The organism is Pseudomonas sp. AK106, from assembly GCF_053903055.1.
Genome location: NZ_CP096426.1, coordinates 4,944,233 through 4,961,856, shown reverse-complemented (window position 1 = coordinate 4,961,856; position 17,624 = coordinate 4,944,233). Strand labels below are relative to the sequence as shown.

General features: G+C 62.0%; 16 protein-coding genes. All 16 read right to left on the bottom strand.

Translation table 11 applies throughout. From position 1 onward, the window contains the following. Positions 1-173 precede the first annotated feature (173 nt). Positions 174-1,874 carry an urease subunit alpha gene (gene ureC / locus M1E04_RS21830; protein WP_456292037.1) on the bottom strand — a complete coding sequence of 567 codons (1,701 nt, stop codon included), beginning with the start codon at positions 1,872-1,874 and terminating at the stop codon, positions 174-176. A gap of 141 nt (positions 1,875-2,015) precedes the next feature. Beyond that, on the bottom strand, positions 2,016-2,321 hold the full coding sequence (locus M1E04_RS21825) for an urease subunit beta (protein ID WP_065987755.1): 306 nt from the start codon (positions 2,319-2,321) through the stop codon (positions 2,016-2,018). Continuing rightward, on the bottom strand, positions 2,318-2,854 hold the full coding sequence (locus tag M1E04_RS21820) for an N-acetyltransferase family protein (RefSeq protein WP_456292036.1): 537 nt from the start codon (positions 2,852-2,854) through the stop codon (positions 2,318-2,320). The genes M1E04_RS21825 and M1E04_RS21820 overlap by 4 nt, the downstream gene beginning before the upstream one ends. A gap of 26 nt (positions 2,855-2,880) precedes the next feature. Beyond that, a complete protein-coding gene (locus M1E04_RS21815) occupies positions 2,881-3,432 on the bottom strand; it encodes an N-acetyltransferase family protein (protein ID WP_456292035.1) in 552 nt (183 codons plus the stop codon). Positions 3,433-3,493: 61 nt separating this feature from the next. Further along, positions 3,494-3,796 (bottom strand): urease subunit gamma, encoded by a 303-nt coding sequence (locus M1E04_RS21810; protein WP_065987752.1) that lies wholly within the window; start codon positions 3,794-3,796, stop codon positions 3,494-3,496. A 199-nt stretch (positions 3,797-3,995) separates the two neighbouring features. Continuing rightward, a complete protein-coding gene (locus M1E04_RS21805) occupies positions 3,996-4,841 on the bottom strand; it encodes an urease accessory protein UreD (RefSeq protein ID WP_456292034.1) in 846 nt (281 codons plus the stop codon). A gap of 53 nt (positions 4,842-4,894) precedes the next feature. After that, positions 4,895-5,593 (bottom strand): urea ABC transporter ATP-binding subunit UrtE, encoded by a 699-nt coding sequence (gene urtE, locus M1E04_RS21800; RefSeq protein ID WP_410929724.1) that lies wholly within the window; start codon positions 5,591-5,593, stop codon positions 4,895-4,897. 102 nt (positions 5,594-5,695) lie between these two features. After that, complete coding sequence (gene urtD, locus M1E04_RS21795) at positions 5,696-6,550, bottom strand: urea ABC transporter ATP-binding protein UrtD (protein WP_456292033.1); 855 nt, start codon at positions 6,548-6,550, stop codon at positions 5,696-5,698. Continuing rightward, positions 6,547-7,626 carry an urea ABC transporter permease subunit UrtC gene (gene urtC, locus M1E04_RS21790; RefSeq protein WP_456292032.1) on the bottom strand — a complete coding sequence of 360 codons (1,080 nt, stop codon included), beginning with the start codon at positions 7,624-7,626 and terminating at the stop codon, positions 6,547-6,549. The genes urtD and urtC overlap by 4 nt, the downstream gene beginning before the upstream one ends. Then, on the bottom strand, positions 7,626-9,215 hold the full coding sequence (urtB, locus tag M1E04_RS21785; RefSeq protein ID WP_456292031.1) for an urea ABC transporter permease subunit UrtB: 1,590 nt from the start codon (positions 9,213-9,215) through the stop codon (positions 7,626-7,628). The genes urtC and urtB overlap by 1 nt, the downstream gene beginning before the upstream one ends. A gap of 184 nt (positions 9,216-9,399) precedes the next feature. Continuing rightward, positions 9,400-10,665: an urea ABC transporter substrate-binding protein gene (urtA, locus tag M1E04_RS21780; protein WP_456292030.1), complete on the bottom strand. Its 1,266-nt coding sequence runs from the start codon at positions 10,663-10,665 to the stop codon at positions 9,400-9,402. A gap of 250 nt (positions 10,666-10,915) precedes the next feature. Then, entirely contained in the window at positions 10,916-14,380 is a 3,465-nt protein-coding gene (locus M1E04_RS21775; protein ID WP_456292029.1) for a dermonecrotic toxin domain-containing protein, read from the bottom strand. A gap of 264 nt (positions 14,381-14,644) precedes the next feature. Then, a complete protein-coding gene (locus M1E04_RS21770) occupies positions 14,645-16,018 on the bottom strand; it encodes a PepSY-associated TM helix domain-containing protein (protein WP_456292028.1) in 1,374 nt (457 codons plus the stop codon). Positions 16,019-16,104: 86 nt separating this feature from the next. Next, positions 16,105-16,506: a DUF2946 domain-containing protein gene (locus M1E04_RS21765; RefSeq protein WP_456293226.1), complete on the bottom strand. Its 402-nt coding sequence runs from the start codon at positions 16,504-16,506 to the stop codon at positions 16,105-16,107. A 106-nt stretch (positions 16,507-16,612) separates the two neighbouring features. Next, a complete protein-coding gene (locus tag M1E04_RS21760) occupies positions 16,613-17,089 on the bottom strand; it encodes a copper chaperone PCu(A)C (RefSeq protein ID WP_456293225.1) in 477 nt (158 codons plus the stop codon). A 49-nt stretch (positions 17,090-17,138) separates the two neighbouring features. After that, positions 17,139-17,555: a DUF2946 domain-containing protein gene (locus M1E04_RS21755; RefSeq protein ID WP_456292027.1), complete on the bottom strand. Its 417-nt coding sequence runs from the start codon at positions 17,553-17,555 to the stop codon at positions 17,139-17,141. Between the last annotated feature and the right edge of the window lie 69 nt (positions 17,556-17,624).

Below are 17,624 nucleotides of genomic sequence, written 5' to 3'. Positions count from 1 at the left end.
ACGGATTTGCACGCTTTCATTGTAGGAGCGTGGCTTGTCCCGCGATCGGCGACAAAGTCGTCGTGAAAAGCGGCGATCACGGAATAGCTGGATCTTCGCATTCATGGATTTCACTGGCGCTGCGCACCAGATCGCGGGACAAGCCACGCTCCTACAAAAACGGACTAATACCCTTAAAACAGGAAATACCGTTGCGCCATCGGCAATACCTCGGCCGGCTCGCACCACAACAGCACGCCGTCGGCCTTCACCTGATAGGTCTGCGGGTCGACGTCGATGTTTGGCAGGTAGTCGTTGTGGATGAGGTCGGCCTTGGTGACGCTGCGGCAGCCCTTGACCACGCCGATCTGTTTCTTCAGCCCTAACTGCTCCGGGACCCCGGCGTCAAAGGCCGCCTGGCTGATGAACGTCAGGCTGCTGGCGTGCAACGAGCTGCCATAGCTGGCAAACATCGGGCGGTAGTGAACCGGTTGCGGGGTCGGGATCGAGGCGTTGGCGTCGCCCATCAGGCTGGCGGCAATCGAGCCGCCCTTGAGGATCAGCGTCGGTTTCACCCCGAAGAAGGCCGGCCGCCAGAGCACCAGGTCGGCCCATTTACCCACCTCAATGGAGCCCACTTCATGGCTGATGCCGTGGGTGATGGCCGGATTGATAGTGTATTTGGCGATGTAGCGTTTGGCGCGGAAGTTATCGTTGCCTTCGCCGTCCCCCGGCAGCGGGCCGCGCTGGCGTTTCATTTTGTCGGCGGTCTGCCAGGTGCGCATGATCACTTCGCCCACGCGGCCCATGGCCTGGCTGTCGGAGCTGAGCATCGAGAACGCGCCCAGATCGTGAAGGATGTCCTCGGCGGCAATGGTTTCGCGGCGGATGCGGCTCTCGGCGAACGCGACGTCTTCGGCGATGCTCGGGTCCAGGTGATGGCAGACCATCAGCATGTCCAGGTGCTCGTCGATGGTGTTGCGGGTGAACGGCCGGGTCGGGTTGGTCGAGCTCGGCAGCACGTTAGGGAAGCCGCAGGCCTTGATGATGTCCGGAGCATGACCGCCGCCGGCGCCTTCGGTGTGGTAGGTGTGAATGGTGCGGTTCTTGAACGCCCCCAGGGTGGTTTCGACGAAGCCGGACTCGTTCAGTGTGTCGGTGTGGATCGCGACCTGCACGTCGTACTGATCGGCGACGCTCAGGCAGTTGTCGATGGCCGCAGGCGTGGTGCCCCAGTCTTCGTGCAGCTTGAGGCCGATGGCACCGGCCTTGACCTGTTCGATCAGCGGCTCGGGCAGGCTGACGTTGCCCTTGCCGGTAAAGCCGATGTTCATGGGGAACGCTTCGGCAGCCTGCAACATGCGCATCATGTGCCACTTGCCGGGCGTGACCGTGGTTGCGTTGGTGCCCGTCGCCGGGCCGGTGCCGCCGCCGATCATGGTGGTGACGCCGCTCATCAGCGCTTCTTCGATCTGCTGCGGGCAGATGAAATGGATGTGCGTGTCGACGCCACCGGCGGTGAGGATCATGCCTTCGCCGGCGATGACTTCGGTGGCGGCGCCGATGGCGATGGTCACCCCGGGCTGAATGTCCGGGTTGCCGGCCTTGCCGATGGCTGCGATGCGCCCGCCCTTGAGGCCGACATCGGCTTTGACGATGCCCCAGTGATCGACGATCAGCGCGTTGGTGATCAGCGTGTCGACGACTTCGGCAGCCACGCCCTGGCCCTGGCCCATGCCGTCACGAATGACCTTGCCGCCGCCGAACTTCACTTCCTCGCCATAGACGGTGAAATCCTGCTCGACCTCGATCCACAGCTCGGTGTCGGCCAGACGCACACGGTCGCCGACAGTGGGGCCGAACATGTCGGCGTAGGCTTGTCGGCTGATCTTCATACTTCGTTCCTCGAATCAAAGCGGCAAGCCTCAAGCGGCAAGCGGCAAGTAAAAGCGAATGTTGTGTACGCCGCGGACTGCTGTGCTTGGCGCTTGTGGCTTGGCGCTTGCAGCTTGACCTGGCTGGAAAGTGAACGCGTTTTACAGTTCACCCATAACTCTTCCCGCAAACCCGAAAACCCGCCGCAACCCGGCCAGGTCCACCAGTTCCACTTCCCGCGCCTGTCCCGGCTCGAAGCGCACGGCGGTGCCGGCGGGGATGTTCAGGCGCATGCCCCGGCTGGCGGCGCGGTCGAAGGTCAGGGCGTCGTTGGTTTCGAAAAAATGAAAGTGCGAGCCGACCTGAATTGGCCGGTCTCCGCTGTTGGCGACGCTAAGGGTGATGGTCCGGCGACCGGCGTTGAGCTCGATGTCGCCGGGCTGGATCTGGTATTCACCAGGAATCATGCGCTCTTCCTCGACAGTAACTTGTAGTAAATGGCCGTGGCCTTGTATTCGCCGTCGGGGTTGCAGGCGTAGTCCGGCAGCAGGCCAGACAGCTCATACCCCGACGCGCGATAGAAATCTTCGGCATCGGAACCGGCCAGTGTGTCCAGAAACAAAAGACCGCGCTGGTGCTGCTGCGCTGCCTGTTCCACGGCGGTCATCAACTGCGTCGCCAGCCCGCGCCGGCGTGCCTGACTGAGCACCAGCAATTTCTGTACCTCGGCGCGGTTCAGGCCATTGGCCTTCTGGCACAGCGCCAGTTGCACCGTCGCCAGCACCTGGTCTTCCTCTGCAACCACCCAGAGCAGCACGTCGCCCTGCTCAACCTCGGCCTTGACCCCGTCCCACCACGTGGCCGCCTCTTCAGCGCCGAGATCGGCCATGAAGCCGACCGAGGCCCCGTGGCGGACGGCGTCCAGCAACAGCGCCACCAGGCCTGAGCGGTAATGCGCGAAGCTTTCTGACGTGACACGGCGTAAATGGGCGGCATTCATGGGCGAAATCCTTTCAGGATGAACATTCAGGCGACAGGCGTGATGCCGGGCGCTTGCGAAGGTGGGGCAGAGGCGCCGGGCGACAGGTCCAGCTGCATGAAGGTCAGGTCCAGCCAGCGACCGAACTTGGTGCCCACCTGAGGCATTTGCCCGGTGGTGATAAACCCTTGGCGCTCGTGCAGGTGAATCGACGCCGCATTACCGCTTTCGATGGCCGCGACCATCATGTGCTTGTCGCAGGCGCGGGCGCGTTCGATCAGCGCTTTCATCAGCAGCGGACCCAGGCCGTTGCCCCGTTGATCGGCGCGCACGTAAACCGAGTGCTCGACGGTGTGACGAAACCCCTCGAACGGTCGCCAGTCGCCGAACGACGAATAGCCCAGCACCTGATCCTCGTCGTCTACGGCGACCAGAATCGGGTACGCCTGTGCCTGGCGCGCAGCAAACCAGGTTTCGCGGTTGGCAAGGTCCACCGGCTGCTCGTTCCAGATCGCCGTGGTGTTGAGCACGGCGTCGTTGTAGATCGCCAGCACGGCCGGCATGTCAGTCAGCAAAGCGTCACGGATCGAATAGGTCATGTTCGTTTCCACGGGTTCCTGTGTGGCTGTTTCAACGGGCTTCTCAGGTTCAATGGGCCGTTCAGGCAATCGGCTGATGCACGGTGACCAGCTTGGTGCCATCCGGGAAGGTCGCCTCGACCTGGATCTCCGGGATCATTTCCGGGATGCCTTCCATCACCTGGTCACGGGTCAGCAGGGTGGTGCCGTAGTGCATCAGGTCGGCGACGGTCTGGCCGTCACGCGCACCTTCCAGCAGGGCGGCGGAGATGAAGGCCATCGCTTCCGGGTAATTAAGCTTCACACCGCGTGCCAGCCGTCGCTCGGCGACCAGGCCTGCGGTGAAGATCAGCATCTTGTCTTTTTCGCGTGGGGTCAGATCCATGGGTTTTGTCCGTCTTAAATAGCTGAATAAGTCAGCGCTGCAATGTACTTGTAGGAGTGAGCTTGCTCGCGATTGCGGTGTGTCAGAGGCATATTCCTATCTGACGGATCGCTATCGTCCGGATGCGGCCCAGACCAAGCTCACTCCTACAGGATGTCTATGCGTGTTCCCGAGGGAGCGGATCGGGGAACGCGCTCCATCAAGTACTCCAAATCCTCGGCGCGACTGCTTCGCGGCCCAACAGGGCAGGGCGCAGCAGCTTCCATAATTCAATCAGCCAGGCCCGCGCGTGCAGGGCTTCGTCTGCCAGGCAGCGGGCGATGATCAACCCTGGCAACTGGCTGAGGTCGCCGCGTACGGCTGAATGTGCGGCCAGCTCGCGGCAGCGCTCCATCAATTCTGCGTCGATTTCCCCGGTCACGATCAGCGTCGCGAACACTGGCTTGCCGGCCAGGCCGATAGGCGAATCCAGCAAGCCGTCATTGCCGACGATGCGCTGGCGCTCGTGCCACAACAGCTTGCCGTCACGCCGGATATCCAGATGCGCCTGAAAGTGGCCCTGATCGAAACGCTCCCCACTGGCCGGCCGGCCCAGCGCAACCACGTCCCAATAGAACAGCCGGGCGTCGCCTTCCAGATCGATCTGCGTGGTCAGTTCAGCCTTGGCTTCGCTGAAGACGATGGATTCCTGCGGCAGCCATTCCAGCGTGCCGCCTGCAGAGACGTTTATGTCCAGTTGCTGATAGGCCGGGCCCACCGCGCGGTACCACTTCGCTGCGCCGGGGCTGGTCAATTGCGCCCAGGCGTTGGCGCCGACGCTGGCGCTGATGTCCAGCCGATCGCCGCCGGCAATGCCGCCCGGCGGGTGAACGATGATGTGTTGGCAGACCTGCGGCCCTTCGGCGTACAGATGCTTTTGCACCCGCAACGGACCTTTGTGGCGTCGTTGCGTCGGGCGCGTGCTGTCGCCGAAACGCCCATACGCCAACTCCAGCTCGGCATGCCAGCTGGGGGTGAACAGGGCGGTGTGGGCAGGAAGATTCATAAGTCGATTATCGTGTTATCCAAGGACCGTACCTTAGCTGATCGGCGCATTAATTAAATGGTGACCAGACCCCGAACGCCTTCGGCCTCCATGTTATCGCCGCGCCCTTGCTGGACGATCTCGCCGCGGGACATGACGATGTACTGATCCGCCAGCTCGGCGGCGAAATCGTAGAACTGCTCGACCAGCAGGATCGCCATGTCACCGCGCGCGGCGAGCTTTTTGATCACCGCGCCGATCTCCTTGATCACCGAGGGCTGAATGCCTTCGGTGGGCTCGTCGAGAATCAGCAGGCGAGGGCGACTGGCGAGGGCGCGACCGATCGCCAGTTGCTGTTGTTGACCGCCGGACAGGTCGCCACCGCGCCGGTGCTTCATCTGCAGCAACACCGGGAACAGCTCGTAGATGAACGCCGGGACTTCCTTCGCCTCCGATCCCGGAAAGCGTGACAGGCCCATGAGCAGGTTTTCCTCAACGGTCAGCCGCCCGAAAATCTCCCGGCCCTGGGGCACGTAGGCGATGCCGGAATGCACGCGCTGGTGGGGCTTGAAACCGGTAATCGGCTTGCCTTCCCACTGCACAACGCCTTCTTTGGCGGGCAGCAGCCCCATCAGCACTTTCAACAGCGTGGTCTTGCCCACACCGTTACGACCGAGCAGGCACGTGACCTCGCCGATTTTTACGTCAAACGACAGGCCGCGGAGGATGTGGCTGCCGCCGTAGAATTGATGCAGCTGAGTGACGGTTAACAATTTGATTTCCTCGGATTCATCAGCTGCAAGCTGCAAGAAAAAGCGGGTCATGCGTTTGGCTTCAGCTCGCCGCTTGCAGCTAAAAGCTTGCCGCTGGGCGGTTTACCGCCCCAAATACACTTCGATAACTCTTTCATCCGCCTGCACGTCTTCCAGCGATCCTTCCGCCAGCACGCTGCCCTGGTGCAGGACGGTGACGTGGTCGGCGATGCTGCCGACGAAACCCATGTCGTGCTCGACCACCATCAGCGAGTGCTTGCCGGCCAGGCTTTTGAACAGCTCGGCGGTGAATTCGGTTTCGGCGTCGGTCATGCCGGCGACAGGCTCGTCGAGCAGCAGCAGTTGCGGGTCCTGGACCAGCAACATGCCGATCTCCAGAAACTGCTTCTGGCCGTGGGACAACAGCCCGGCGGGGCGCGACATCGACGCCGTCAGGCGAATGGTTTCCAGCACCTCGTCGATGCGGTCGCGCTGTTCGCCATTGAGCTTTGCCCGCAGGCTGGCCCACACCGATTTGTCGGTCTTCTGCGCCAGCTCCAGGTTTTCGAACACGCTCAGCGCTTCGAACACCGTGGGCTTCTGAAACTTGCGGCCGATCCCTGACTGGGCGATCTGCACTTCGCTCATCTTGGTCAGGTCCAGGGTTTCGCCGAACCAGGCCTTGCCGTGACTGGGGCGGGTCTTGCCGGTGATCACGTCCATCAGCGTGGTCTTGCCCGCGCCGTTGGGGCCGATGATGCAACGCAGCTCGCCCACGCGGATGTACAGATTCAGATCATTGAGGGCCTTGAAGCCGTCGAAGCTGACGCTGATGTCTTCCAGCGTCAGGATGGTGCCATGCAGCGTGTTCAGGCCCTTGCCGGCCACCTGGCCGAGACCGATGGCATCGCGGCTGGTACCGGCGTCGCTGTTCGGGTCGAGCACTGGGTCGAATGCGGGCGTCGGAGTGCTTTTCATGGCTCGCCCCTTTTTTTGATCAGGCCGATCACGCCCTTGGGCAGGTACAGCGTCACCACGATGAACAGCGCGCCGAGGAAGAACAGCCAGTATTCAGGGAAGGCCACGGTGAACCAACTCTTCATGCCATTGACCAGGCCGGCGCCCAGCAGCGGGCCGATCAGCGTGCCGCGACCGCCCAGCGCGACCCAGACGGCCGCTTCAATGGAGTTGGTCGGCGACATTTCGCTCGGGTTGATGATGCCCACCTGCGGCACGTACAACGCCCCGGCCAGCCCGCACAGCACGGCGCTCAACACCCAGACAAACAGCTTGAAACCGCGCGGATCGTAGCCGCAGAACATCAAACGGTTCTCCGCATCGCGCACGGCGGTCAACACACGACCGAACTTGCTGCGGGCCAGACGCCAGCCGACAAACAGGCTGCCCGCCAGCAGCGCCACCGTCAGCAGAAACAACATCGCGCGAGTGCCCTGGGAGGTGATGCTGAACCCCAGAATGCTGCGGAAGTTGGTGAAACCGTTGTTGCCGCCAAAGCCGGTTTCGTTGCGGAAGAACAGCAGCATCCCGGCGAAGGTCAGGGCCTGGGTCATGATCGAGAAGTACACGCCCTTGATCCGCGAGCGGAAGGCGAAGAAACCGAACACCAGCGCCAGCAATCCCGGTGCCAGGACCACCAGGCACATGGCCCAGAGGAAATGCTGGGTGCCGACCCAGTACCACGGCAGTTCGGTCCACGACAGAAAGGTCATGAACGCCGGCAGACCGTCGCCCGACGCCTCGCGCATCAGGTACATGCCCATCGCATAACCGCCCAGCGCGAAGAACAGTCCGTGGCCGAGGGACAGCAGGCCGGCGTAGCCCCAGACCAGGTCCAGTGCCAGAGCGACGATCGCGTAGCAGAGGATTTTGCCCACCAGCGTCAGGGTGTAGGCCGAGACTTGCAGGCTGTTGCTCTCGGGTAGCAGGGACAGCAACGGCAGGGCGATCAGCAAGGCAAGAATCACCACCCCGACCGCGACCGTGACTTGGGTGCCGGCGCGTTGCGCGGCAGTGACCATCAATGGCTGATTCATCAGTCGATCACCCGTCCTTTGAGTGCGAAGAGGCCTTGCGGACGTTTCTGAATGAACAGAATGATCAGCGCCAGGATCAGGATCTTGCCCAGTACCGCGCCGATCTGCGGTTCGAGAATCTTGTTGGCGATGCCCAGCCCGAAGGCCGCCGTGACGCTGCCGGCCAGTTGACCGACGCCGCCGAGCACGACCACGAGGAAGGAGTCGATGATGTAGCTCTGGCCCAGGTCAGGACCGACGTTGCCAATTTGGCTGAGTGCCACGCCGCCCAGGCCGGCAATGCCGGAGCCGAGCCCGAAGGCCATCATGTCGATGCGCCCGGTGGGCACGCCGCAGCAGGCGGCCATGTTGCGGTTCTGGGTGACGGCACGCACGTTCAGGCCCAGGCGGGTTTTGTTCAGCAGCAGCCAGGTCAGCACGACGACAAACAGCGCGAAGGCGATGATGACGATGCGGTTCCAGGGCAGCACGAGATTGGGCAGCACCTGAATGCCGCCCGACAGCCATTCCGGGTTCGCCACTTCGACGTTCTGCGCGCCGAACACCACGCGAATCAGTTGGATCAGCATCAGGCTGATGCCCCAGGTCGCCAGCAGTGTTTCCAGCGGGCGACCGTACAAGTGGCGAATGACCGTACGTTCCAGGGCCATGCCGATGCACGCGGTGACGAAAAACGCGATCGGCAGCGCCACCAGCGGATAAAACTCAAGGGCGCCTGGGGCGTAGCGCTGAAACATCATCTGCACGACGTAGGTGGCGTAGGCGCCGAGCATCAGCATCTCGCCGTGGGCCATGTTGATCACGCCGAGCAGGCCGAAGGTGATCGCCAGTCCCAGCGCCGCCAGCAGCAGAATCGACCCGAGCGACAGGCCGGCGAAGGCTTGCCCGAGGATCTCGCCAATCATTAATTTGCGTTTGACCTGAGCCAGGCTTGTCTCCGCCGCCAGACGCACGGTGGGGTCGGTTTCAACGTTGGGTTCGAGCAGGGTTTCCAGCCGGGTGCGGGCCAGCGGGTCACCGGTCTCACCGAGCAGGCGCACCGCGGCGAGCCGCACGGTAGGGCTCACGTCCACCAGCTGCAGGTTGGCCAGCGCCAGATTAAGGGCCGAATGGACGCTGTCGTCCTGTTCGCTCGCCACTTGTTGCACCAGCAACGGCAATTGCGCCGGACGGGCGCTTTTCTGCAGGATTTGCGCGGCGGCCAGGCGAACCTTGGGATCGGCAGCGAGCAATTGATGGCTGGCCAGCGCGGTGTTGATCAGGCCGCGAAGGCGGTTGTTCAAGCTGATGGCCTGTGGCGTGTCGGGGTTTGGCGCATCGGCCAGCGCGGGAGCGGAAGGGTCGACGGCGATGAAGCTGTCGCCGTTCTGGATGAACGCCCGGTTGCTGCTGTCGGCCGCGACGCGGCCGTCCTGCAGGGCAACCAGCAACTCGACGCGCGCCGGATCAGGCCTGGCGGCCCAGGTTTCCAGCAGTTGGGCGCGCTCGGAGGATTGGGCCGCGACAAAGTCGCCGGCATCGCTGGCATGGGCGGCGAAAGGCAGCCACAGGCACAGCGCGAGAATGAGGTGGTGGAAGTATCTGGGCATATCGAGTCCTGGGAGCACCCGCATGACGCAATGTCAGACGAGGAACTGTAGGAGTGAGCTTGCTCGCGATGGCGGTATACCAGCCGACATCATCGTCACAGGCAGATCGCGATCGCGAGCAAGCTCACTCCTACAGGGATAGGTTCAGCCGGAACATTTCAGCCGGCCGTTTACCCTGTGTTCCTTAGTTGCTCTTCAATGCGTAGTCAGGCTTTTTGTCGTTGCCCGGAATGAACGGACTCCAAGGCTGGGCGCGAATCGGCTCTTTGGTCTGCCACACCACGTTGAACTGACCGTCAGCCTTGATCTCGCCGATCATCACCGGTTTGTGCAAGTGGTGGTTGGTCTTGTCCATCGTCAGGGTGAAGCCCGACGGCGCGGCGAAGGTCTGGCCGGCCATGGCTTCGCGGACTTTATCCACGTCGGTGGATTTGGCTTTCTCGACCGCTTGCGCCCACATGTGGATACCCACGTACGTGGCTTCCATCGGGTCGTTGGTCACGGCCTTGTCGGCGTTCGGCAGGTTGTGCGCCTTGGCGTAGGCCTTCCAGTCGGCGACGAACTTGGTGTTGACCGGGTTCTTCACCGATTCGAAGTAGTTCCACGCCGCCAGGTTGCCCACCAGCGGTTTGGTGTCGACGCCGCGCAGTTCTTCTTCGCCGACCGAGAACGCTACAACCGGTACGTCGGTGGCCTTCAGCCCCTGATTGCCCAGTTCCTTATAGAACGGCACGTTGGAGTCACCGTTGACCGTTGAGATCACCGCCGTCTTGCCGCCCGCCGCGAACTTTTTGATGTTCGACACGATGGTCTGGTAATCGCTGTGACCGAACGGGGTGTAGACCTCTTCGATGTCCTTGTCCGCGACACCTTTGGAGTGCAGGAACGAGCGCAGAATCTTGTTGGTGGTGCGCGGGTAAACGTAGTCGGTGCCCAGCAGGAAGAAGCGCTTGGCCGCGCCACCGTCTTCGCTCATCAGGTATTCAACCGCAGGAATCGCTTGCTGGTTGGGCGCGGCCCCGGTGTAGAACACGTTCGGCGACATCTCTTCGCCTTCGTACTGCACCGGGTAAAACAGCAAGCCGTTCAGCTCTTCGAAGACCGGCAACACCGACTTGCGCGACACCGAGGTCCAGCAGCCAAACACCACGGCGACCTTGTCCTGGGTCAGCAACTGGCGGCCCTTCTCGGCAAACAACGGCCAATTCGACGCGGGGTCGACCACCACAGGCTCAAGCATCTTGCCGTTGACGCCGCCCTTGGCGTTGATTTCATCAATGGTCATCAGCGCCATGTCCTTGAGCGAGGTCTCGGAGATGGCCATGGTGCCGGACAAAGAATGCAGAATGCCGACCTTGATGGTCTCGGCCGCCTGAGCGGTCCAGGTCAAACCCATCGCTGCGATCGATGCAGACAAAGTGAACACTTTCAGCAAACTACGACGCTTCATTGGCTAGCTCCATTCCTTGATTTTTTTAGATGACGGCTGTTGGCGGTGCACAGTTGAGTCTGCTTAGGCTTTAGCAAACGCTGGGCCAAGGCTGCGCGCGTCGCAGAATGGAATGAAAACGTCGCGTGAACCCGGCGCCGCGCACCAATGTGGATCGGTGCGGGGCGGGTGGTGCGTCAGGCGCGCTCAACTGGTGCGAGCCTGTCGGGCATTACCGGGGAGGCTGGGATTAGCCGATTGGCCCGTGGTGCTACCTCACGAAAAGCTCACGCTCCCCCGTAAACAGATCAAAGGTTTCGTAGGCGATGTTGTCCGGCGCGGTGAAATAGGCAAACGCCTGTCCGTTCACTTCCTCAAACGCCCTGATTTGCAGGCGGGTGCCGGGCGGGATAGCGACGTGGTCGGCAAGAAAATCCGAGAACATGTTCTTCTTCGGTACCGACGGCGCAAAGATCAGAAACACCGGGTGCGTATTACTTGATGCCTGGTCCGTCACGAACCTGTCCAGGCTCCAGCGCACGGCATTCCCTCGGCTGATCGACGCCGATTGCACCCCCGAGTCCACAAACACCGCGCCGAGCTCACGTCGCAGTTGCTGCAGACCCTCGTTCGTAACGCGCGCTGCACGGAACGCATCGCCTTTCCATGACCGCAAGCGGTAGAACTGGTTGAGAAACGCTTGGGTCCGGGGCGTCCGCGCTCCGCTTCTCAGGAGTTGATTGATCTCTGCGGAACCGCCTTCGATGTAGTCGAGCAGCTCGGGGTACAGCTCCGCTCTCGCGCGTTCGGCCAGGGCCAGGAACCGGGGTTCATCAAGGGACGGTTCAGCGATGCTAATACCCTCGGACGGGAACGGCCATCCGGTGAGCAGCAGGCTCAGGTCATGCCGGGCCTGTCGACTCGCGCTCGGTGCCAGGCGCACCACTGGCTGCGAGACCTTGCGCCAGCCCCCGGTCCTTGTCCGCACAACGTATTCGTCCTCATGGATCAGCAGCGCGGGGTCTCGGTAATAGGTGCGGTACAGGCGGCACCGCCCGAACAGGTTGAACCGTCGAGCCACGTAGGCCTTTTCAGAGTCGAGGGTGATCTCGGTAAATTTCTTCGGGTCAAGCCGCGTGATCATGCCCGACTCGGTAAAGTAGGGCGCTCCAGCGGGTGACAGCAGATAGCCGATCTGCACCTGTCCATGCCGTCCGATGCGGCGAACCAGGTGCGGGCGTTTTATCGCCGCCAGTTGACGGCCCTTGAAGGCTGCGCCACCTGCTCGCGAGACACCGGCAGTCAGCAGATAACCGGCCGCGTCCATAAACTCCTGTGCAGCACCGTCCCAGTCGTTTTCATCGACTTTCTGAAAGCCGCTCCAGGCGTTGGCCAGGCCCATTCCAAGCGCGAGGGGGATCATGACCGGCGGGGGCAACAGCAGCAGCGCCACGCTCACGACCATGTCGAAGGTTTGCCATCGGGACTCGCCGGTGTCGGGCTGGATCAGCAGCGATTTCGCCTCCTCTTTCAACTGGCGGATCCTGACCCCGAAATAGTCGTCGAACAGATCGCCGGTCTGCGTCACAAACACCACTGGATGCGTAAAGTGGGACGGGATGGGAACCGGGTTCGGCAGCGACGCCAGTACATCCGGGAGACGCCAGTGCTTGAGCGACTCCTCGTAATCAAGCATCAGTCGAGCCTGCCCCCTATCGGCCAGCGGCAGCAGCCTCGCCATGTAGGATTTGTACGTGTCGCGTTCCAGAAACGCCTGCGTGAGGTGGAACATGCTGTCGAATGCGCGGAACACTACGTTATCCGGGGCGTTGAGCGTGCAAAGGACAAGAGGCCCCTTGCTGAATTTGCCGACCGGGGCAATCAACATGACGTCCGGGATCATGACCCCGCTGATGTGCAGCATTCGTACCTCGATACTGAGCTCTTCCACCTCTGTACGCTGCTGCGAATCCGGGCCGTCCAGTACCGCTTTGATCCAGCGCAGACGGTTTTCGGGAAATCCGTTGAGCTGACTCTCCGCATACGCCATGCCCAGTCTCGCCAGCAGCAACTCGCGGTGGTTGTGCTTCAGCTGGGCAGCGTACTCGGAGTGATCAAGGTGCTCGGCAAGGTAATCGTCCAGCCGCTTTGGAATCTGGATTCGCGCCAGCAGCTCTTTCACGAAAACGCCGGAAAGCCCCGGTATCGCTGCACCGTGTTCGTCTGCAGCCCGTATATCGCTGGCGTACTGGATGGTCGTCCGTAGGGCGTCTTTGTGGGCCACTGCGTGCAACGAGTGGGTCTGCGACCGGGTTGTCGTTTCTGTCGGGGTAAGAGGGTAAAACAGGGACGCGTTGAGATGCGGGAACGTCGCAATGACCTGAATCTGTCGAGGCGCCAGTTGAATGTTTTTCTCTGCCAGTGCGGCGGTGACCGTGGCATCGACGTAGGCCGTAAGGACGTGGGCGCCGTCAGCTTGCGGCGTGTTGAAGTGCTCCAGACTGATGCGGCGGATGGCCCGGATAGACTGCGCGTAAGCCGTGGCATCGCGGGTCCATTCGGCCCGCTGTTCTTCACTCATTTTGTCCCACCAGTCAGGCATCTGCTCGCGGACCACATCGCAATCCAGCTGCCGCTCGATGCGGTGGTTGTCGAACAGCTGATCCGAGGCCATCAACTCGAGAATGAGGCGCTGCAACGACGGCTGATTGAGGTTCAGGGATTGAGCGATGTTCACCGCGTGGTCGAAGTCAGCCTTCTGTTTGATGATCTGCGATGTCAGCAGCAGGCTCATGAAATTATTGCCCAGCTTCTGCAGGCCCCAGCGTACAGGGGGCTGCTCAACGTCAGCGTTGGGCAGCGCCATTGTGATGACATCGTTGAGCCTGAGATGGCCCAGCAACTGGCGGCGTTGCGTCTCGTCGGCAAGGCGGCGGGTGAGGGTGTCGGTGAGCTGATTCACTGAATCGAATCGTTCCAGACTGCTGGCAGGGGTGTAAAGGACGACCTCTCCGACTGACTCGTCGTCGGTAGCCGGAACCTGATCGCTGCGTTGCTCGGTGATCACAAACGCTCCGGTCAGGGGAAACAGTGCGGTGGAGTGTGTTCCCAGCCACAGGTTGAACACGTCGTGTTTCTGCAGCGGGTCTGCCGAGGTGTCCATGCCGTAATCCAGCGTTGCATCGAGCATGCTGTACAGATGCGGCCGAAATTCACCTTTTGCGACCCGCATCTGGCCCTCCAGCCTGAGCAATTTGACCCGGTCGGCGAGGAAGTCCTCACGCCGCGTTTTGCCGGAGGGCTGAACCTCTGCCCAATGATCCGAGAGTGTCTGTTTGTAGCGGTCGGGCAGGGCCTGCGCGACGGCTGCATACAGAGCGATCAGTGCGTCGCGGTCCAGCCCGCCGATGGAGGGCGTGTCAGACAAAGGAAACTCGGTGGCGTAGAGCCCGGCAGACTCGACGTTCTGCCACTGAAAAAGCCCGGTGAAATGGGCTGTCAGGCTGGCAAGCAGCGGGTAGCTGCTGGTGACTTCGGTTGCGCCGGGTTCGATGCTTCGCTCCTGGCAGACCAGCCGGGCACGGGCGTAATCGAACGCCAGCCCGCGATGGCTCAGGCGAAGGCAGTCAGTGAGCGTCTGTTCAAGGGCCTGGGTGAAATCGGGGAGTGTGTAAATCGTCAAGGCAGAGCTGTCGACGTCGAGCATGGATGGAGCGGTAACGTTCGTGGAATTCATGGCGCCTGTTCGTATGCATGAGGGATGACTCGCAGAACCGACGGGTTCGGCGACTCGTTTCATGGAGTCAGGGCGTGAGGCGTACGTCTGTAGGCGGAGCCAGGTCTGGAGGTAAAGGAAAAGCGACCAGGCGGGTAGGAGTTTTCGCGGAGGAGGTGGGGCATTCGACGAGCAAAAAAACAGGTGCGAAGCCTGAAACCCGAAATGAGGAGGAATTCATCACTAAACCACCCAAAAGAGGTTCCAGGCTCCGCGAGACGCAATCTAAGCTGTTGTCGCCGTTTTGGCAAAGCGCGAACGCACTATTCGATCGAGCATCCATACCGCCAGCATCGAAACCCCTACCAGCGGAAACGCCACGCCCAGCACGACCATCACCACGGTCGCAGTTTTCCAGCGCGGCAGGTCATGACGCAACGGCGGAACACCGAAACCGTTCTGCGGGCGACGCTTCCACCAGATCACGATTCCGCTCACCGAACTCAGCAGCACCATCAGGCAGATGAACAGAATCAGCAGCTGGTTTACCCAGCCGTACATCTTGCCTTCGTGCAGCATCACGCCCAGTTCAGTGGCCTTGGACACGGTGCTGTAATCGCTGTAACGCACGTCCGCCAGCACCTTGCCGCTGTACTGATCGACATGCAGCGTGGCGTCATTGCGCGGGTCGTCGGCGAACACGGAGACGGTGAACACGCCATCGGCGGTTTTCGGTTGGGTGATGCTGTAGCCCGGTTCGATAGTGCGCGCCTTGGCGATGTCCACTACCTGCTGCAGGGAGATGCCCGGCGCTGCGGGAGCGCTGGACATGTGCGCGTGATTCATGTGCTCGGCGTGATCCCCGGACGACACCGGCATCGGCGTGTTTTCCATGGCCCACGGCACGGTCTGCACACTGGCGCTGTTCAAGGCGCCCGCCTGCTTGTCCGACTTGGGCACGTCATTCCACATCGCCGCCGGAAACGTGTTCCAGACATCGGCATACACCTTCCCCCACATGCCGGTCCAGGTCATGCCGCTCAGCAACATGAACAGCAGCGCCACCGACCCCCAGAATCCGGTCACCGCGTGCAGGTCGCGCCAGAGAATGCGGCCTCGGGCGGAGAGACGAGGCCAGAGCACGCCGGCGGGTGATCGACCGCGTGGCCACCACAGGTACACGCCCGAAACCACCAGCACGATGCCCCAGCCGGCGGCCAGTTCCACTAGCCGATCGCCGACGGTGCCGATCATCAGTTCGCCGTGCAGTTCGCGCGCGATGGCTTGCAGGTTTTGCTTTGCGTCCTGGGTGCCAAGCACCGTGCCGCTGTAGGGATCGATGAACACGTTCATGTCGCGGCCGGCGTTTTTGACCACGAACTGCGCGCTGCCCTCGGCATTCAGCGGCGGCAGGTATTTGCTCACCTGAGCCTGTGGAAAGGCCGTCAGCACACGCTTTTGCAGGTCATCGGCACTGAGTGAGTGGTGCGCGGGTTTAACCGTCAGCAGGTCGCTGTACATCAGCGCGTCGAGCTGGGGTTTGAACAGGTAAATGATCCCGGTGACCGCCAGCAGAATCATGAACGGCGCGACGAACAGGCCGGCATAGAAATGCCATCGCCACGCCAGGTTGTAGAAAGACACATTCGGTTTGGACATGGTGCAACGCTCCCGTCAGGGAAAACACGGCGCAACCCGCTGGCAGCCAGAGAAGCCGTCAGCGGGTGCGAGTCAATTTGTGGCGTTCAAACGACTGACGAGAGGGGCGGCGCGCGACTGCGGGCGTTGGGGAATACGTTGCGTTGAGCGTGGCCGAGTTGCGTGGCTTCGTTGTAGAAGTCGGCGGGTCTGGGCGGGACGGGGGCGAGGACGGCGACGGTTTTGGTGAGCGCCGGGCAACTGAACAGCAGTGTGCAATAGCCGCATTTGGCCCAGATGACGTGATCGACGCCGGCGTCCAGTTCGGCCTTGGCGTGGCCGCTGTGTTCGCCCGCGCCCATCTCCATGGCCATGTCCATCGAGGCCGACATGTCCATTTCGCCCTGCATCGACATCGACATCGAAGTCGGCGCGGGCATTGCCATACCGCTGTGATGCTCCATGGGCATCGACTGGGAGATCAGCGGGCCGATGAAGATCATCAGCATGGCGAACAGGCTCAGCCACGCACCCTGCGAGTGACGAGGGGCGTGGGCTGATCGGGCGCGGTTCGCGGGCGGACGGTTCAAGGGGGCGGCGTCGGGATTCGGCGGGTCAGTGGGCGTGGGCCGGGGCGGCAGCATCGGGTGGCTGTTTCAATACCATCACCTCAACAGTCAGGTCGCCCGATTTCTCAAAGTGCAGTGTGAGGGGGAAGCTCTGCCCGTCGATCAGTCGGGCGCGGTCTTTCAGATCCAGCAGCATGACGTGATAGGCCATGGGGGCGAATGTCACGGTGCCGCCGCCGGGGATATCCACCGTCTCGACGTGCTGCATTTTCATCAGGCCGTCCTGGCTGACGTGCTCATGCAACTGAGCGGCACCGGCGATGGGGCTGTCGACCGCTTTCAGCTTATCGTTCTCCGCGCCTCCGTTGGTGATCACAAAATAGGCAGCGACGGTGGGCGCGTTGGGCGGCAACGCCATGGACCATGGCTGCGCAACGACCAGTTGGCCCTTGGTGTAATCCTGGGCTTCAACGAAAGCCGCTGGCAGCGCAAGGGCGATCAGCAGGAGGATTTTGTTCAGCATCAACGCAGGTCTCCGGTTCATTCAGGTGCGCCAGGGCAAGGTCGACTCATCAGACCCGGGGCGATGCGTGCGGATTGCGTGCAGGCCAGCGCTGAAGGGGCGGCGCACGCAGCACCAGTACCGCAACAGGGAAACGCACCGGTTCGACCAGGGCGAACAATCCAAAACCGATGAGGGTCGGCACTGCAACCAGTGGCGTGGCGTTTGTGCAGCAGGCGCAGTGCTGCACGAACGCGATGTCGGGGTGATAGGACGATTGTTTATCGATGACGTCAACGGGCGTCATGGCCAGGCGTGATGCGGCGTCTGTGCAGCCGCTTCCCCAGACCAGCCGCTCACCCTCGGGGCGCGGCATGGTCGGCGTCATCGGCATCGCCAGCACGCCGAACAACAGTGCGAAACAGGCCACCCAGGCGAACGCCCGGCGCCGCTTCTGCGTGATGATTTGATCTTGTTGTTTTCTCATGCCGGCCATTTAGCCTGATCAGCCGCCAGATGTAAAAAGCCCGCCCGCGACGTTATGTCGCGGGGCGGA

Bases quoted from the DNA above. Each gene is read 5' to 3' on its own strand.
- urtA (WP_456292030.1), bottom strand. From the start codon at position 10,665: ATGAAGCGTCGTAGTTTGCTGAAAGTGTTCACTTTGTCTGCATCGATC.
- urtD (WP_456292033.1), bottom strand. From the start codon at position 6,550: ATGAAAAGCACTCCGACGCCCGCATTCGACCCAGTGCTCGACCCGAAC.
- M1E04_RS21760 (WP_456293225.1), bottom strand. From the start codon at position 17,089: ATGCTGAACAAAATCCTCCTGCTGATCGCCCTTGCGCTGCCAGCGGCT.
- M1E04_RS21805 (WP_456292034.1), bottom strand. From the start codon at position 4,841: ATGAATCTTCCTGCCCACACCGCCCTGTTCACCCCCAGCTGGCATGCC.
- M1E04_RS21825 (WP_065987755.1), bottom strand. From the start codon at position 2,321: ATGATTCCTGGTGAATACCAGATCCAGCCCGGCGACATCGAGCTCAAC.
- M1E04_RS21765 (WP_456293226.1), bottom strand. From the start codon at position 16,506: ATGCTGATGATCTTCATCGGCCCGCTGATCTCCCAGTCGATGCCCATG.
- urtB (WP_456292031.1), bottom strand. From the start codon at position 9,215: ATGCCCAGATACTTCCACCACCTCATTCTCGCGCTGTGCCTGTGGCTG.
- ureC (WP_456292037.1), bottom strand. From the start codon at position 1,874: ATGAAGATCAGCCGACAAGCCTACGCCGACATGTTCGGCCCCACTGTC.
- M1E04_RS21810 (WP_065987752.1), bottom strand. From the start codon at position 3,796: ATGGATCTGACCCCACGCGAAAAAGACAAGATGCTGATCTTCACCGCA.
- M1E04_RS21770 (WP_456292028.1), bottom strand. From the start codon at position 16,018: ATGTCCAAACCGAATGTGTCTTTCTACAACCTGGCGTGGCGATGGCAT.
- M1E04_RS21820 (WP_456292036.1), bottom strand. From the start codon at position 2,854: ATGAATGCCGCCCATTTACGCCGTGTCACGTCAGAAAGCTTCGCGCAT.
- urtC (WP_456292032.1), bottom strand. From the start codon at position 7,626: ATGAATCAGCCATTGATGGTCACTGCCGCGCAACGCGCCGGCACCCAA.
- M1E04_RS21755 (WP_456292027.1), bottom strand. From the start codon at position 17,555: ATGAGAAAACAACAAGATCAAATCATCACGCAGAAGCGGCGCCGGGCG.
- M1E04_RS21815 (WP_456292035.1), bottom strand. From the start codon at position 3,432: ATGACCTATTCGATCCGTGACGCTTTGCTGACTGACATGCCGGCCGTG.
- M1E04_RS21775 (WP_456292029.1), bottom strand. From the start codon at position 14,380: ATGAATTCCACGAACGTTACCGCTCCATCCATGCTCGACGTCGACAGC.